Annotated in this window: 13 protein-coding genes; 7 read left to right on the top strand and 6 right to left on the bottom strand. The window is 54.9% G+C overall.

Features of this window, described 5'->3' with window-relative positions; translation table 11 throughout:
• The 3 genes from spoT to recG are packed head-to-tail and all read left to right on the top strand — an operon-like array spanning position 1 to position 4,897.
• Complete coding sequence (gene spoT, locus WG891_RS13750; protein ID WP_337263291.1) at positions 1-2,115, top strand: bifunctional GTP diphosphokinase/guanosine-3',5'-bis pyrophosphate 3'-pyrophosphohydrolase; 2,115 nt, start codon at positions 1-3, stop codon at positions 2,113-2,115.
• A 5-nt stretch (positions 2,116-2,120) separates the two neighbouring features.
• The gene (gene trmH / locus WG891_RS13745; protein ID WP_337263292.1) at positions 2,121-2,819 is read left to right on the top strand and encodes a tRNA (guanosine(18)-2'-O)-methyltransferase TrmH; all 699 of its coding nucleotides are present in this window, start codon (positions 2,121-2,123) and stop codon (positions 2,817-2,819) included.
• Positions 2,816-4,897: an ATP-dependent DNA helicase RecG gene (recG, locus tag WG891_RS13740; RefSeq protein ID WP_337263310.1), complete on the top strand. Its 2,082-nt coding sequence runs from the start codon at positions 2,816-2,818 to the stop codon at positions 4,895-4,897. Before trmH ends, recG begins: the two co-directional genes overlap by 4 nt.
• A gap of 36 nt (positions 4,898-4,933) precedes the next feature.
• Here recG and gltS read toward each other — a convergent pair whose 3' ends face one another.
• The gene (gltS, locus tag WG891_RS13735) at positions 4,934-6,136 is read right to left on the bottom strand and encodes a sodium/glutamate symporter (protein WP_337263293.1); all 1,203 of its coding nucleotides are present in this window, start codon (positions 6,134-6,136) and stop codon (positions 4,934-4,936) included.
• A 71-nt stretch (positions 6,137-6,207) separates the two neighbouring features.
• Between gltS and WG891_RS13730 the strand changes: the two genes are divergently transcribed.
• From WG891_RS13730 to WG891_RS13720, 3 genes are all read left to right on the top strand, one after another.
• The gene (locus WG891_RS13730; protein ID WP_337263294.1) at positions 6,208-6,393 is read left to right on the top strand and encodes a hypothetical protein; all 186 of its coding nucleotides are present in this window, start codon (positions 6,208-6,210) and stop codon (positions 6,391-6,393) included.
• Positions 6,374-7,768, top strand: coding sequence for a nucleobase:cation symporter-2 family protein (locus WG891_RS13725; protein WP_076943926.1), 1,395 nt, complete (start codon positions 6,374-6,376; stop codon positions 7,766-7,768). Before WG891_RS13730 ends, WG891_RS13725 begins: the two co-directional genes overlap by 20 nt.
• 144 nt (positions 7,769-7,912) lie before the next feature.
• On the top strand, positions 7,913-9,577 hold the full coding sequence (locus tag WG891_RS13720; RefSeq protein WP_337263295.1) for an AsmA family protein: 1,665 nt from the start codon (positions 7,913-7,915) through the stop codon (positions 9,575-9,577).
• Positions 9,578-9,732: 155 nt separating this feature from the next.
• On the opposite strand, the gene fabY is transcribed toward WG891_RS13720, so the two are convergent.
• From fabY to typA, 5 genes are all read right to left on the bottom strand, one after another.
• Positions 9,733-10,671, bottom strand: a complete 939-nt coding sequence (gene fabY / locus WG891_RS13715; RefSeq protein WP_337263296.1) for a fatty acid biosynthesis protein FabY — start codon at positions 10,669-10,671, stop codon at positions 9,733-9,735.
• 104 nt (positions 10,672-10,775) lie between these two features.
• Positions 10,776-11,213 (bottom strand): D-aminoacyl-tRNA deacylase, encoded by a 438-nt coding sequence (gene dtd / locus WG891_RS13710; protein ID WP_337263297.1) that lies wholly within the window; start codon positions 11,211-11,213, stop codon positions 10,776-10,778.
• The gene (locus tag WG891_RS13705) at positions 11,210-12,088 is read right to left on the bottom strand and encodes a virulence factor BrkB family protein (RefSeq protein WP_337263298.1); all 879 of its coding nucleotides are present in this window, start codon (positions 12,086-12,088) and stop codon (positions 11,210-11,212) included. Before WG891_RS13705 ends, dtd begins: the two co-directional genes overlap by 4 nt.
• Before the next feature lie 174 nt (positions 12,089-12,262).
• Positions 12,263-12,853: a glucose-1-phosphatase gene (gene yihX / locus WG891_RS13700; RefSeq protein ID WP_076943919.1), complete on the bottom strand. Its 591-nt coding sequence runs from the start codon at positions 12,851-12,853 to the stop codon at positions 12,263-12,265.
• 166 nt (positions 12,854-13,019) lie between these two features.
• On the bottom strand, positions 13,020-14,843 hold the full coding sequence (gene typA, locus WG891_RS13695; protein WP_076943917.1) for a ribosome-dependent GTPase TypA: 1,824 nt from the start codon (positions 14,841-14,843) through the stop codon (positions 13,020-13,022).
• 372 nt (positions 14,844-15,215) lie between these two features.
• Between typA and glnA the strand changes: the two genes are divergently transcribed.
• On the top strand, positions 15,216-16,625 hold the full coding sequence (gene glnA / locus WG891_RS13690; RefSeq protein ID WP_076943916.1) for a glutamate--ammonia ligase: 1,410 nt from the start codon (positions 15,216-15,218) through the stop codon (positions 16,623-16,625).
• Positions 16,626-16,739: the final 114 nt, after the last annotated feature.

The following is a 16,739-nucleotide window of genomic DNA, read 5'->3' as shown; positions in this document are numbered from 1 at the left end:
TTGTACCTGTTTGAAAGCCTGAATCTGCTGATTCAACGTTACTTGCCTGAGGAGCAGATTAAACGCCTCAAACAGGCATACCTTGTTGCACGTGATGCTCACGAGGGACAGACACGCTCCAGCGGTGAGCCCTACATTACTCACCCGGTTGCCGTGGCCTGTATTCTGGCGGAAATGCGTCTCGACTATGAGACGCTGATGGCGGCCCTGCTGCATGACGTCATTGAAGACACCCCGGCCACCTATCAGGATATGGAACAACTGTTTGGCAAGAGCGTTGCCGAACTGGTTGAAGGCGTATCCAAGCTCGACAAGCTGAAATTCCAGAATAAGAAAGAAGCGCAGGCGGAAAACTTCCGCAAGATGATCATGGCGATGGTGCAGGATATCCGCGTCGTGCTGATCAAGCTGGCTGACCGTACCCACAACATGCGCACTCTCGGCTCGCTGCGCCCCGATAAACGGCGGCGTATCGCACGTGAAACGCTGGAAATCTACAGCCCGCTAGCCCACCGCCTGGGTATTCATCATCTGAAAACCGAACTGGAAGAGTTGGGTTTTGAGGCGCTCTATCCGAACCGTTACCGGGTAATCAAAGCCGTGGTGAAAGCCGCGCGTGGTAACCGTAAGGAGATGATCCAGAAGATTCTTTCCGAGATTGAAGGGCGTTTGACCGAAGCGGGGATTCCCTGCCGCGTCAGCGGGCGGGAAAAGCACCTCTATTCCATCTACTGCAAGATGCACCTGAAAGAACAGCGTTTCCATTCCATTATGGATATTTACGCGTTCCGGGTGATCGTGAAAGAAGTCGACACCTGTTACCGGGTTCTTGGGCAGGCGCATAGCCTGTATAAGCCACGCCCAGGGCGGGTGAAAGACTATATCGCCATCCCCAAAGCCAATGGCTATCAGTCGCTGCACACTTCGCTGATCGGCCCGCACGGCGTGCCGGTTGAGGTCCAAATCCGCACCGAAGATATGGATCAGATGGCCGAGATGGGGGTAGCTGCGCACTGGGCCTATAAAGAAAGGGAACCGGGCGAAACCACCGGCACCACCGCACAAATCCGCGCTCAGCGCTGGATGCAGAGCCTCCTGGAGCTGCAACAGAGTGCTGGCAGCTCGTTTGAGTTTATCGAAAGCGTAAAATCCGATCTGTTCCCAGACGAGATTTACGTTTTCACCCCGGAAGGGCGCATTGTTGAACTGCCTGCGGGCGCCACGCCGGTCGACTTTGCCTATGCGGTGCATACCGACATCGGCCATGCCTGCGTTGGCGCACGCGTCGATCGCCAGCCGTATCCACTGTCGCAATCGCTGTCCAGTGGTCAGACGGTGGAAATCATTACCGCGCCAGGTGCACGGCCTAACGCAGCCTGGCTGAACTTTGTTGTCAGTTCAAAAGCGCGCGCCAAAATCCGCCAGATGCTGAAAAACCTCAAGCGTGACGACTCTGTTAGCCTGGGCCGCCGTTTGCTTAACCATGCACTGGGTGGCAGCCGTAAGCTTTCTGAGGTACCGCAGGAAAATATCCAGCACGAACTGGAACGCATGAAGCTGGCCACGCTGGATGATTTGCTGGCAGAAATCGGCCTTGGCAACGCCATGAGCGTGGTCATTGCGAAGAATTTACAGGGCGATCACTCCAGCCTTGGGGTCTCTTCCGGCGTGCGTAATCTGGCCATCAAAGGAGCCGATGGCGTTCTGATTACCTTCGCCAAGTGTTGCCGGCCTATTCCGGGCGATCCCATTATCGCCCACGTCAGCCCAGGCAAAGGGTTGGTGATCCACCATGAATCCTGCCGTAATATCCGCGGCTACCAGAAAGAGCCCGAGAAATTCATGGCGGTAGAGTGGGATATGGAAACCGAGCAGGAATTCATCGCTGAAATCAAAGTGGATATGTTCAATCATCAGGGTGCGCTGGCCAACCTGACGGCGGCTATCAATGCAGCCGAGTCTAATATTCAAAGCCTGAATACCGAAGAGAAAGATGGCCGGGTCTACAGCGCCTTTATCCGCTTAACCACGCGCGATCGCATCCATTTGGCAAACATTATGCGCAAGATCCGTATCATGCCTGATGTGATCAAAGTTAACCGCAACCGAAACTAGCGCTTATGAGCCCCGAACGCTATGCGCGGATTTGTGAAATGCTGGCCACCCGGCAGCCCGATCTGACGGTCTGCCTGGAGCAGGTGCACAAACCGCATAACGTCTCCGCAATTATTCGCACCGCCGACGCGGTTGGCGTGCATCAGGTGCATGCCGTATGGCCAAGCGCGCGGATGCGCACGCTGGTTTCTTCCGCCGCCGGCAGCAACAGCTGGGTGAATGTTAAAACCCACCCGACCATTGCCGATGCTGTCGCACAGATGAAAAGCCAAGGGATGCAAATCTTGGCTACCCACCTTTCCACCCGGGCCGTTGATTTTCGCGCGGTGGACTATACCCGCCCGACCTGTGTGCTGCTGGGGCAGGAAAAAACCGGTATTACCGAACAAGCGCTGGCGCTGGCCGATCAAGACATCATTATCCCGATGATCGGTATGGTGCAATCGCTCAATGTTTCCGTGGCTTCGGCATTAATCCTGTATGAAGCCCAACGTCAGCGGCAAAATGCCGGCATGTACCGCCGCGAGCGCAGTGCACTGAGTGAAGAGGAGCAGCAACGCCTGTTGTTTGAAGGCGGTTATCCGGTGTTGGCCAACGTGGCCAAGCGCAAAGGGCTGCCACGCCCGCATATCGACGAACAGGGCCAAGTGATTGCCGATGCCGAATGGTGGGCAACCATGCAGGCAACTACGGTACGCCGATGAAAGGCCGCCTGCTGGATGCCGTCCCTCTTACAACACTTTCCGGGGTTGGAGCCAGCCAGGCAGCGAAATTAGCCAAAATCGGCCTGAATACGATTCAAGATTTACTGCTGCACCTCCCCCTGCGTTACGAAGATCGCACCCGCCTTTATCCCATCAACGATCTGCTGCCCGGTATTTTTGCCACGGTGGAAGGGGAAGTGCTGCGCAGCGATATCAGTTTTGGCCGCCGCCGCATGCTGACCTGCCAGATCAGCGACGGTACTGGCCTTTTAACCATGCGCTTCTTCAACTTCAACGCAGCGATGAAAAACAGCCTGGCAACTGGCCGCCGCGTAACGGCTTACGGCGAAATCAAACGCGGCAATCACGGCGCCGAAATCATTCACCCTGAATATCGTATACAGGGTGAAAGCAGCGAAGTGGAACTGCAGGAGGCCCTGACGCCGGTCTATCCCACCACCGAAGGGGTCCGCCAGGCCACGCTGCGCAAGTTGACCGATCAGGCACTGGAGTTGCTGAATACCTGCGCCATCGCCGAGTTACTGCCTGCAGAACTGAGCGGTGGCTTGATCAGCCTGCCGCAGGCGCTGCATACCCTGCACCGCCCACCGCCGGATATCCAACTGGCCGATCTGGAGCAGGGTAAACACCCGGCACAAAGACGCCTGATTCTGGAAGAGCTGCTGGCGCATAATCTCAGCATGCTGGCAGTCCGGGCAGGCGCGCAAAGCTACAAAGCATTGTCACTGACGCCAGACGATCGGCTGAAAAACCGCTTTCTTGCCCAATCGCCCTTTGCTCCAACCGGTGCACAAAAGCGGGTGGTGGCCGATATCGAAGCCGATATGCAGAAAGGTTTCCCGATGATGCGCCTGGTGCAGGGGGATGTGGGTTCAGGTAAAACCCTGGTCGCCGCACTGGCCGCCCTACGTGCCATCGCGCACGGTAAACAGGTGGCACTGATGGCTCCGACCGAACTGCTGGCCGAGCAGCACGCCAATAACTTTCGCCAGTGGTTTGAACCACTGGGAATTGAAGTGGGCTGGCTGGCTGGAAAGCAAAAAGGCAAAGCACGCATCGCACAGCAGGACGCGATCGCCAGCGGGCAAGTCTCAATGGTGGTAGGAACACACGCCATCTTCCAGGAACAGGTGCAGTTCAACGGCTTGGCACTGGTAATTATCGATGAGCAGCACCGCTTTGGCGTGCACCAACGGCTAGCCCTGTGGGAAAAGGGCGAAGAACAAGGGTTCCATGCCCATCAGTTGATCATGACCGCCACGCCGATCCCCCGTACGCTGGCTATGACCGCCTATGCCGATCTCGACACTTCCGTTATTGATGAACTGCCTCCGGGCCGCACCCCGGTAACCACCGTGGCGATCCCCGATACGCGCCGCGCCGATATCATTCAGCGCGTAAAAAGCGCCTGCATAGAGGAAAACCGCCAGGCGTATTGGGTTTGTACGCTGATTGAAGAGTCCGATCTGTTGGAAGCTCAGGCAGCAGAAGCCACCTGGGAGGAGCTGAAAACGGCCTTGCCGGAGCTGAAGGTGGCGCTGGTGCATGGCCGCATGAAGGCACAGGAGAAGCAGGCGGTGATGCAGGCCTTTAAGCAGGGTGAATTACAGCTACTGGTGGCTACCACGGTGATCGAAGTGGGCGTGGATGTACCGAATGCCAGCCTGATGATCATCGAGAACCCGGAGCGGCTCGGGTTGGCACAGTTGCACCAGCTACGCGGCCGCGTTGGCCGTGGTGCCGTCGCCTCTCACTGCGTGCTGCTGTATAAAACGCCGCTGAGCAAAACGGCGCAAAAGCGCCTGCAGGTGCTGCGCGACAGTAACGACGGCTTTGTGATCGCCCAGCGTGACCTGGAAATCCGTGGGCCGGGTGAGCTGTTGGGCACGCGCCAAACCGGCAGCGCAGAGTTCAGAGTGGCCGATCTGTTGCGCGATCAGGCGATGATCCCAGAAGTTCAGCGCGTGGCACGCCACATCCACCAGCATTATCCCCAACATGCCCACGCCTTGATTGAGCGCTGGCTGCCTGAAACCGCCCGTTACTCCAACGCCTGATACTTTCCCCCTCCTCATTGAAGAGGGGGAAATCACTCATCCAAACATCGGCAACATCAAGTACAGCTTGATCACGATGGCATTGGCGATATCGATAAAGAACGCCCCCACCATCGGCACCACCAGAAACGACAGGTGCGAAGGGCCAAAGCGATCGGTAATCGCCTGCATATTGGCAATGGCTGTCGGCGTTGCCCCCATACCAAAACCACAGTGCCCCGCCGCCAGCACCGCAGCATCATAGTTTTTGCCCATCACGCGATAGGTCACAAAGATCGCATACAGCGCCATCACCACAGCCTGCACCACCAGGATCGCCAGCATCGGCAATGCCAGAGAAGCCAGTTCCCACAAACGCAGGCTCATCAGCGCCATCGCCAGAAACAGCGACAGGCTGACGTTACCCAACACCGAAACGGCACGTTCGAACACCGTATAAAAACCGGTGGCCGACAGCGTGTTACTGAGGATCACCCCGACAAACAGCACGCAGACAAACGTGGGTAGTTCGAAGGCACTGCCGCTCAGTAATCCAAAAATAAACTTCCCGAGGCTCAGGCAGATAGCGATCATGGCGATGGTTTCGATCATCACCAGTGAAGTGATCAAACGGCCACTTTCCGGTTTTTCAAACCCGCTCGGCTGCACGCTGTCTTCCGGCGTTCCTTCCGGCGTTGAAGAGTGCTTCACCAGATACCGCGCCACCGGGCCACCGATCAGCCCCCCGAGTACCAGGCCAAAAGTCGCGCAAGCTATCGCAACTTCGGTAGCATTCTCAAAGCCATAGCGTTCAATAAACACTTTACTCCAGGCGGCACCGGTGCCATGGCCACCAGAAAGCGTAATCGAACCGGCAATCAAGCCCATCAGCGGATTCAGGCCCAGTATTTTCGCCATGCCGATACCAATGGCGTTTTGCACCAGCAGTAAACCCAGCACCACAAACACAAAGACAAACAGCGCTTTACCCCCTGCACGCAAACGCGCCAGGTTAGCGTTCAAGCCAATGGTGGCGAAAAAAGCCAGCATCAGGGGATCTCTCAGCGACATATCAAAGCTGACTTCCCAATCAACGGTTTTTTTCGCCAGCAGCAGAAGTAATGCCACCAACAAACCGCCCGCAACCGGGGCCGGAATAGTATATTTTCTCAGCCAAGGGATGGAACGGACACATTTGCCCCCGAGGAGCAAAACCAGCGTGGCAGCAACTAAAGTGCCATAGGTATCGAGATGGAACATCTCAAGTACTCCATGTAAGAATCGATATACAATAAATTATAAACCATAAATTTCGTCAGGTTTTTAACTCGATGAGCAGAGAATTATTAGTGGAAGCAACTAATAAAAAAAGAAAAAATGAACAAAAATGTGACCTCCATAAGGTTAGAGCTGACAAAAATATTCGCGCGCAACCGTTTGCTTTTGTGAAGCGGATCATTAAAATGCCTGCTTTGCCGCTTCAGGGAGCGCCACACCATGTCCATTCAATCCGCTGAGCTCGATGCCATACAAAAAACATCAGCAACCGCACCACGCACTAGTGAACTGATTTATCACTTGGAAGATCGCCCGCCGCTGCCGCAGACCCTGTTTGCCGCCGGTCAACATCTGCTGGCAATGTTTGTCGCCGTGATCACCCCAGCCCTGCTGATCTGCCAGGCTCTGGGTTTGCCCGCGCAAGATACACAGCGCATTATCAGTATGTCGCTGTTTGCTTCAGGCCTGGCCTCCATTCTGCAAATCAAAACCTGGGGGCCGGTGGGTTCTGGCCTGCTGTCCATTCAGGGCACCAGCTTTAACTTTGTCTCGCCGCTGATTATGGGCGGGTTGGCGTTGAAAAACGGCGGTGCCGACGTGCCAACCATGATGGCGGCGTTGTTCGGCACGCTGATGGTGGCTTCCTGTACTGAAATTTTGCTCTCCAGGGTGCTGCACCTGGCGCGCCGCATTATTACCCCGCTGGTATCCGGTATTGTGGTGATGATTATCGGCCTGTCGCTGATTCAGGTTGGCCTGACCTCCATCGGCGGTGGCTACGCGGCCATGAACGACCATACCTTTGGTGCCCCGAAAAATCTGTTGCTGGCTGGCGTGGTGCTGGTGGTGATTATCCTGCTCAATCGCCAACGCAACCCTTACCTGCGCGTGGCCTCACTGGTGATCGCCATGGCCGTCGGCTATCTGTTGGCCTGGGCGATGGGCATGCTGCCAGAAACCCAGCCGGTCACCAATACTGCCACGATCAATATCCCAACGCCGCTGTATTACGGCCTGGGCTTTGACTGGAACCTGCTGCTGCCGTTGATGCTGATCTTTATGGTGACCTCGTTGGAAACCATTGGCGATATCACGGCAACCTCCGACGTTTCCGAACAGCCGGTCAGCGGCCCGCTCTATATGAAGCGCCTCAAAGGCGGCGTGCTGGCCAACGGTCTGAACTCCATGCTGTCAGCGGTATTCAACACCTTCCCGAACTCCTGTTTCGGCCAGAACAACGGGGTGATCCAATTAACCGGCGTCGCCAGCCGCTACGTTGGCTTCGTCGTCGCCCTGATGCTGATCGTGCTGGGGCTGTTCCCTGCGGTTGCCGGTATCGTGCTGCACATTCCAGAGCCGGTTCTGGGGGGGGCCACCATTGTGATGTTTGGTACCATTGCCGCCTCTGGTGTACGTATCGTTTCCCGCGAGACGCTGAACCGCCGTGCGATCATGATTATGGCGCTGTCGTTGGCCGTCGGGATGGGCGTTTCCCAGCAGCCACTGATCCTGCAGTTTGCCCCAGACTGGCTGAAAACCCTGTTCTCTTCCGGTATCGCCGCCGGGGGGATCACCGCCATTGTGTTGAACCTGCTGTTCCCGCAGGAAAAATAACCGATTTCACGCAAAATGGTGAAACGGCCGATAGCAGAGCGCTACCGGCCGTTTTTTTATTGTCTTTCAGGCTATTGCACTTGAGCTGGCGGGATAATTGCGGCATAAACAGGGTATCTTTTCTGACCGCTACGGATTTGGACGATGAAATTTATCGGAAAACTGTTGCTGACGTTGTTACTGCTGGCGGTGCTTGCCGTGGTACTGCTATACGTCTTGGGGCAAACGCGCTGGGCTGCGGGCTGGATGAGCCGCTGGATCAGTAACAACAGTGAATACCGCCTATCGGTGGAGAAAATCACCCATTCCTGGAGTAAACCAGGGCAAATCACGCTGGAAGGGGTCGCCTTGGCCCAGGCTAATCAGCCACAGGCGCTGGCCGCCAAGCAGGTTGACTTGGCTTTCAGCTTACGGCAAATCACTGAGCCGCGTTACTTCGGCAGCGTGACGTTGCGCGACGGGATGCTCAACGTAAAACCACAGCAGGGCATGAGTTTGCCGCTACAGGCCGATACGCTGCAACTGAGCAATATGGCATTGCAATCTAACGATGCAGGCTGGCAGTTGGACGCGCAGAAGGTGAATGCGGGAGTGACTCCCTGGCAGCCAAGCGCTGGTCATCTACTGGGGGAAAATAACCAGTTCCAGTTCAGTGCCGGTTTGATGGTATTGAATGGTATTCCCGCCTCGCAAGTGCTGGTACAGGGTGAAATCAAGCAAGATCAATGGATACTGAGCGATTTTGGTGCCGATCTGGCTCAAGGGGATCTGACCGGTGTTGCCAGCCGCGCTGCCGACGGCAGTTGGCTGGTAGAACGCCTGCGCCTGAGTAACGTACGCCTGCAAACCCCGCTGACGCTGGAACAGTTCTGGGAGCACTTCACCACTCTGCCACCGATTACGGTGAAACGCTTTGATCTGATTGATGCACGCCTGGAAGGGAAAGATTGGGCAATTAACGATCTCGATTTATCACTGCAAAGCGTCACGTTCCAACAAGGTGACTGGAGCAGCCAAGATGGAACGCTCAGTTTTAATGCGGGCCATATTATTCACGGCAATTTCCATCTGATCGATCCGATCATCAGTATGCAGCTTTCACCGGCCGGTATCACCATTCAACAGTTCACCACCCGTTGGGAAGGCGGGCTGCTACGCACCTCCGGCAATTGGCTGCGCGCCAATAAGCGGTTGCAGCTTGATGAAGTGGCCATGGCCGCACTGGAGTATACACTGCCCATCAATTGGCGCGCGCTCTGGCTGCAACCGCTGCCGAGCTGGTTAGCGCAAGTGTATATCGGCAAGCTGACGACTAACCGTAACCTGATTATCGATATCAATCCGGATTTCCCTTTCCAGATCACCGCATTGGATGGTTATGGCAGCAATCTGCTACTGGCAAACGACCATCAATGGGGCATCTGGTCCGGTTCGTTGAAGCTCAACGGCAGCGATGCCACCTTCAACAAGGTTGACGTACGTCGCCCTTCTCTGGCGCTGGATGCTGATGCGCAGCAGATCAACGTTACCGAGCTGAGCGCCTTTATGCCTGATGGCCTGCTGGACGCCAAAGCTAACGTCAGCCAGCAACCCGGCAAACCATTCACGCTGTCTTTTGATGGGCGCTCAGTGCCATTAAATACCTTACAGCATTGGGGATGGCAGCCGGTGCCGTTGGAAGGTGAAGGTAACCTGCAATTGCAGTTGAAAGGGATGTTGAACGGAGATGGGTCGTTCAAGTCTTCACTACAGGGCCACCTGCAGGCGACCAGTAAAGAAGGACAAACGCTGGAGCAGCAGTTGCCATAAGCGCAATACCGTTCGTTAAAGCTAACCTGTTAGGTGAGGGGCTCCTCTGCACAACAAGCCCCCTCACCCCGCCCCCTTCCACAGGGAGAAGGAGGCCGCACCTTCAGCCTTTGCTGCATCTTTATGCTGTTTTTCGCTTAGACGAGTATAGCTGGCTACGCTTCAGAACCGCCCTTGTCCAACGGTTCATCCGGTTCGGCAGGCAGCACCATATAGGTGCCCTCAAATATAGCCCCTTTATCCTCATCACCAAACAAATGGACCTCTGCCTGCACCCGTGCCCGGCGGCCGCGGGCCAAACGAGCGAGATCGCCACTGAGTGAGCTGAGATCCGCCACCGCACGCGGGCGGCCGGTGATAGGTTTGCTGTAACGAATATGGGCATCCGCCAGAATAATGGTGCCACCCAGATGGCGCTCACGCAGCAGCAGCCAGATCAATCCCCAGGCGGTCAGCGTCGCCAGCGAAAACAGGCTGCCGGCAAACAGCGTATGATGCGGGTTCTGGTTGCCCACCTCCGGCATGGTGGTGACAAAACGCTGCCCGGTATACTGGCTGATACGCACGCCCATCTTTTCGCTCAGCGGAATATGCTCGTACCAGGCCTGCTGCAGTTGCCCGCACCAGTCAGGGCGATGCAGGATATCATCCAGCGTGGCTACCGGCTTAATCATCAGATAGTGACGGATTGGCGTGGTTTGCGGGGCAGTGATCTCCCCCTGATTAATAAAGCCCAGCTTGGCAAAGAAATCGACGGCATCTTCACGCGCGCTACACACCACCCGCTTCACCCCTTCCTGACGCGCGACCGACTCCAGCGTCATCGCCACCAGCGTGCCCAGGCCTTTGTCTTGCACCGTAGGATCGACCGCCAGAAAGCGGATGGCGGCTTCATTGTCGGCATTGATATACAGCCGCCCAATGGCCACAATCTTGCCATTCTCGTCCACCACCATCTGATGGTGCGCCATGGCGTCGTAGGCATCCTTTTCCGAACCCACTGGCTGATGCAATGGCTTGCGCAGCATTTCCCAGCGAAACTGGTAATACGCTTTCAGTTCTTGTTCTGTTACGGGAACTCGTAGGTGATACATAGACGCCTTCTCTCTCGTGTACTCTACATAATTCGAGTTGCGGCTAGGCGGCAAGTGCACGTAGCCAACAACGCTGAAACTTGAAGTATGACGAGTATTAATGCTTACACTTGCAGCCAGAATGTTACCGGTCCATCGTTCACCAGTGCCACTTTCATATCGGCAGCAAACTCTCCGGTCTGGGTTTCCACCCCGCGCTCACGGCACTGACCAACAAAGTACTGATACAGCCGATCGGCATCGCTCGGCACCGCACCGCGCGAGAAGCTCGGGCGCATACCTTTTTGCGTGTCGGCGACCAGAGTAAACTGCGACACCACCAGCACGCTGCCACCGGCTTGCTGTACGTTGAGGTTCATCTTGTCGTTCTCATCGCCAAAGATGCGGTATCCCAGCACTCGCTCACACAGGCGTTCGGCTTTTTGTTCGTTATCGTCCGCCTCAACCCCCAACAACACTAACAAACCGGGGCCAATCTTGCCTACCGTCTGGCCTTCAACCACTACGCTAGCATTTAACACCCGCTGAATTAACGCAATCATAAATGCTCTTCCTGCTCCCATTTCTGCTGTTGCTGATAGACACGATATTCACTCAACGTAACGGTGATTTCAGCACCGAGTAACACGATACACCAGCTCCAATACACCCACAGGAATAAAATGGGGATCACCGCCAACACGCCATAGATCAGCTGATAAGACGGAAACATGGTGACGTAAAACGCAAAAGCCTTCTTGCCCAGTTCAAACAGCACCCCGGCCACCAGAGCACCGACCAGCGCATCCTTTGGCGGCACCCGCACTGTAGGGACGATACTGTACAGCAGCCAGAAAGATACCCACGACAGGAGCAATGGAAAAACCCGCAGTACTTCATCAATCAGGCCATTAACGCCGGTTTGTGCCAGCCAATTCAGCGACAACAGATAAGAGCTGATCGCCATGCTGGCCCCCACCAACAGCGGCCCCAAGGTCAGCACCATCCAATAAACCGCAAAAGAAAACACGATCGGGCGTTTATTCTTGCTGCGCCAAATGGTGTTCAGCACGGTATCCACCGAGGATATCAGCAACAGCGCGGTAATTATCAGGCCGCAGGTCCCTACCGCCGTCATCTTGTTGGAGTTGGCAACAAACTGCTCGAGGTAACGTTGGATCACGTTACCAGCAGCAGGCATAAAATTAGAGAAAATAAAGCTTTTCAACTGGACGCTGATGTCAGAAAACATCGGGAAAGCAGCAAACAGCGCAAACACCACGGTAATCAGCGGCACCAGAGAAAGCAAAGAAACATAGGCCAGATGGCCTGCCAACATGCTTAAGCCATCGTGATCGATACGTTTCATCAGCAACCGCCCGAAGGTCACTCCGGGTTTAAACGGCGCAGACAGCTTTTTTCGGCGGAAAAACGACATATCCACTCCTTGAGATCGAGCCCTACGCCTTAAGCTTATACCCAAAATAATTCGAGTTGCTTGTAGGCGGCAAGCGCTGGGGAGCCCAGGAGCATAGATAACTATGTGACTGGGGCGACAGCGCGCAGCCAACACCCAAGCAGCTTGAAGTATAACGGGTATAACGCGCGGTGTTTATTGAGCAAAATAAGCCGGAATCACCTGCCGATCGGTCACCTGCACCGCTTTGATACCCAGCGCTTCGGCCGCTGCCACATTGGCGGCAACATCGTCGAAAAACACCGCATGCTCTGGCGGGGTATTTTCCGCAGCCAGCACATGCTGATAAATGCTGGCATCGGGTTTGCGCATACCGATATCTTGCGACAGGTACATATGATCGGCCGCTTCAGCCACCTGCGGGTAGTGCTGCGGCCAGTAGTTGCAGTGCAGGCGGTTGGTATTTGACAACACCACCACGCGATGCCCCTCAGCGCGCAAGCGATGCATGATGTCGATCACCTCCGGGCGCAGGGCGACAAACACCGCCTGCCAGCCGGTGGCGAATTGTTCGAAACTGAGCGCAATCCCCATCTCCTCACAGAGTTTGGCAGCAAAATCTTCGTCGCTGATTTCACCGCGTTCGTGCTGCTGGAAGACTTCGCCCATGCTGAAACGATCGGTCAACATTGCCAGCGGTGTACCGCTCAAATTACTCCACACCCCCAGTACACGTTTGAAATCGATATCGACGATCACATTACCTAAATCAAAGATATACAGCATAGTCCTCTCCTGATGGGCCAGTGAGATTTTACTGTAACGGGAAAAGTTAAGGCTGAACAGGGAACAAAGGTGAAAAGCGCACGACAAGGCGTAGAAACGGGGCTCAGGGGAAGAAAAACTCAGGGCGCCTTAACGCGCCCTAAGCATTGCGGATTAAATCGGTTGATTAACCTTCTTTAGGACCGCGGTTCGCACGCTTACGATCGTTTTCCGTCAGGTGACGCTTACGGATACGGATCGAGATTGGCGTCACTTCTACCAGTTCGTCATCATCGATAAATTCCAGAGCTTGCTCCAGAGACATCTTGATGGCGGGAACCAGGGTAGTCGCTTCGTCAGTACCAGAAGCACGCATGTTGGTCAGCTTTTTACCGGTCAGGCAGTTCACGGTCAGGTCGTTAGAGCGTGAGTGAATCCCGATGATCTGGCCTTCATACACTTCTGCACCGTGGCCCAGGAACAGCTTACCGCGATCTTGCAGGCCGAACAGGGCGAATGCTACCGCTTTACCCTGGCCGTTGGAGATCAGCACGCCGTTCTGACGCTGGCCCACTTCGCCTGGACGCACGTCGTCGTAGTGGCTGAAGGTGGAGTACAGCAGGCCAGTACCGGAAGTCATGGTCATGAATTCGTTACGGAAACCGATCAGGCCACGGCTTGGGATCACATAGTCAAGGCGGACACGGCCCTTGCCATCTGGATCCATGTTTTTCAGGTCGGCTTTACGCTCGCCCATCGCCTGCATCACAGAACCCTGATGCTGCTCTTCGATGTCCAGAGTCACGTTTTCGAATGGCTCCTGCTTGCGGCCATCGATTTCGCGGAAGATGACTTTCGGACGGGAAACCGCCAGTTCGAAACCTTCACGGCGCATGTTTTCGATCAGTACCGACAGGTGAAGCTCACCACGGCCTGAAACGCGGAATGCATCAGCATCTGCCGTTTCTTCCACGCGCAATGCCACGTTGTGTACCAGCTCTTTGTTCAGGCGCTCAAGGATCTGACGTGAAGTCACATACTTGCCTTCTTTACCGCAGAACGGTGAGGTGTTGACGTTAAAGAACATGCTGACGGTCGGCTCATCAACCGACAGAGCAGGCAGTGCTTCTACCGCATTCACATCACAGATGGTATCGGAGATATTCAGTTCGCCCAGACCGGTGATGGCGATGATGTCGCCTGCTTCAGCCACGCTGGCTTCGATGCGCTCCAGACCCATGTGGGTCAGTACCTTACCGATTTTACCGTTGCGGGTTTTACCTTCGCTGTCGATAACCGTGATCTGCTGGTTAGGCTTCACTTTACCGCGCTTGATGCGGCCAATGCCGATAACGCCAACGTAGTTGTTGTAATCGAGTTGGGAAATCTGCATCTGGAACGGGGCATCCAGCTCAACCTTCGGCGCTGACACGTGGTCAACGATCGCCTGGTACAGCGGGGTCATGTCTTCGGCCATATCGTTATGGTCGGAACCCGCGATCCCCAGCAGAGCGGAAGCATAGATGATTGGGAAGTCGAGCTGTTCGTCGGTGGCATCCAGGTTAACGAACAGATCGAAGACCTGATCAACAACCCAGTCAGGACGCGCACCAGGGCGGTCAACCTTATTGATAACCACGATCGGTTTCAGACCGTTAGCAAAGGCTTTCTTGGTCACGAAACGGGTTTGCGGCATTGGGCCATCCATCGCATCCACGACCAGCAGCACCGAGTCGACCATTGACATCACTCGCTCTACCTCACCGCCGAAGTCGGCGTGTCCTGGGGTATCTACGATGTTGATGCGGTAGTCTTTCCAATTAATGGCGGTGTTTTTTGCGAGGATGGTAATCCCACGCTCTTTCTCCAAATCGTTGGAGTCCATTACACGTTCAGTTGCTTCCGCACGCTCTCCGAAAGTACCGGATTGTTGCAGCAATTTGTCAACCAGGGTGGTTTTACCATGGTCAACGTGGGCAATAATGGCGATGTTACGCAAATTTTCGATCACAGCTTTGCCTCAGGCATTAGAAATAGCGCGCTATTGTACACGTATTAAGCGAGGGACTAAACAAGATCACAACACTCTCTTATAAACAACTGTGTACAGGTCAGTTTGTGATCTCATTCACGGTGCAAAAAGCAGCAATCAGTCGCGTTTTGCACCATTTAAGTGCCCCAGGCGGCATTATTTGCACCATACCAGTGCATTGCTCCACCCGTGGTGCATACTACGGGTGGGTAAAACCCGCGCAAAAAGGCGATTATTTCGCTTTTAAAAAGTTGGCACAGTTTTCGCTTTAGTCTACACAAGGCGAAATCAAGCCAGTTTCCACAGATTCGTTCCACGACGACGACAACGATAAATCCGGGAGAGTTAAGTATGTCCGCTGAACACGTTTTAACGATGCTGAATGAGCATGAAGTGAAATTTGTAGACCTGCGCTTCACTGACACCAAGGGTAAAGAACAACACGTCACCATCCCTGCTCATCAGGTAAATGCCGACTTCTTCGAAGAAGGTAAAATGTTTGACGGCTCCTCAATCGGTGGTTGGAAAGGCATCAACGAATCTGACATGGTACTGATGCCAGATGCCAGCACGGCGGTTCTGGATCCGTTCTTTGAAGAATCTACGCTGATCATTCGCTGTGACATCCTCGAGCCAGGCACCATGCAGGGCTATGACCGCGATCCGCGTTCTATTTCCAAGCGTGCAGAAGACTTCCTGCGTTCTTCCGGCATCGCCGATACCGTGCTGTTCGGGCCAGAGCCAGAGTTCTTCCTGTTTGACGACGTGCGTTTCGGCAGCAGCATCCGTGGTTCCCACGTGAGCATTGATGACATTGAAGGCGCCTGGAACACCAGCACCAAATACGAAGGCGGTAACAAAGGCCACCGTCCAGCGGTGAAAGGCGGTTACTTCCCAGTACCACCGGTTGATTCTTCACAGGACATCCGCTCTACCATGTGTTTGACCATGGAAGAAATGGGCCTGGTGGTTGAAGCTCATCACCACGAAGTGGCTACCGCCGGTCAGAACGAAGTGGCAACCCGCTTCAACACCATGACCAAAAAAGCCGACGAAATCCAAATCTACAAATACGTGGTGCACAACGTGGCTCACGCATTTGGTAAAACCGCAACCTTTATGCCAAAACCGATGTTCGGTGATAACGGTTCCGGTATGCACTGCCACATGTCGCTGTCCAAGAACGGGACCAACCTGTTCGCTGGCGACAAATACGGCGGCCTGTCCGACATCGCGCTGTTCTACATCGGCGGTATCATCAAGCACGCCAAAGCGATCAACGCCCTGGCAAACCCAACCACCAACTCTTACAAGCGTTTGGTGCCGGGTTATGAAGCACCGGTGATGCTGGCTTATTCTGCCCGTAACCGTTCAGCGTCTATCCGTATCCCAGTGGTTGCCAGCCCGAAAGCGCGCCGTATTGAAGCTCGCTTCCCGGATCCAGCGGCTAACCCATACCTGTGCTTCGCCGCACTGCTGATGGCTGGCCTGGACGGCATCATCAACAAGATCCACCCTGGCGATGCCATGGATAAAAACCTGTATGACCTGCCGCCGGAAGAAGAAGCCGAGATTCCAAAAGTGGCTGGTTCTCTGGATGAAGCCATGGCTGCACTGAACGAAGACCGCGAGTTCCTGACCCGTGGCGGCGTGTTCACCGACGATGCGATCGATGCTTACATCGAACTGCGTAAAGAAGAGATGGACCGCGTTCGCATGACGCCGCACCCAGTAGAGTTTGAATTGTACTACAGCGTTTAAATGAGACCTTGCGCCATCTGTCGATGGCGCACCGGTTCAGTTGCCGTTTTTTTGTTGCCGTGGAAACTTTTTAGCCCATCTCTGATGGGCTTTTTTCTCCACTGTATTTTCTAA

The organism is Serratia sp. MMO-28, assembly GCF_037199905.1.
Classification (GTDB): domain Bacteria; phylum Pseudomonadota; class Gammaproteobacteria; order Enterobacterales; family Enterobacteriaceae; genus Chania; species Chania oryzae.
Note: the sequence above shows the minus strand (reverse complement) of the source record. Positions and strands in the feature narration are given on the sequence as shown.